We start from the raw sequence: 487 nt of genomic DNA, 5'->3' as shown, positions 1-487 counted from the left end.
GGCTGCTCATCGACATTCCAGCGATAGTCCCCTGTCAGAGAGATATGCTCCCAGCCGAGGGGTGCAATATGCCGCGCCAGGTCATCGGAAATGCCGAGCGTTGCGATGGCAGACTGAAGATAGCGCGTATTCCATAGGATAACCGCTGCCACCAGCAGGTTTAAACCTGACGCTCGATAAGCCTGATTTTCAAAACGCCGATCCCGCAGTTCACCAAGCTGGTTGAAGAATAGCGCCCTATCCAGAGCATTCCGGGCTTCTCCCTTGTTTAGCCCTGCCTGGGTTCGCCTGCGCAAATCCAGATCCTGTATCCAGTCGAGCATGAAAACCGACCGCTCGATCCGGCCAACTTCACGCAAGGCCACAGCCAGACCATTCTGACGGKGATAAGATCCGAKCTTCCGCAGCATGGCCGAGGCCGTCACGGTTCCACTCCGAATKGATGTGACCAGACGCAGCAGGTCGTCCCAGTGGGCCGCAACATGAT

The 487-nt window shown here is 56.8% G+C and carries 1 protein-coding gene; it reads right to left on the bottom strand.

Annotation, left to right across the window (positions count from 1 at the left end):
• Positions 1–487, bottom strand: a 487-nt coding sequence (locus KP705_RS17195; RefSeq protein WP_215765150.1) for a Tn3 family transposase, incomplete at both ends; no start/stop codon positions are given.

This window comes from Gluconobacter sp. P1D12_c (genome assembly GCF_018812105.1).
In the GTDB taxonomy this organism is placed as follows: domain Bacteria; phylum Pseudomonadota; class Alphaproteobacteria; order Acetobacterales; family Acetobacteraceae; genus Gluconobacter; species Gluconobacter oxydans_A.
Note: the sequence above shows the minus strand (reverse complement) of the source record. Positions and strands in the feature narration are given on the sequence as shown.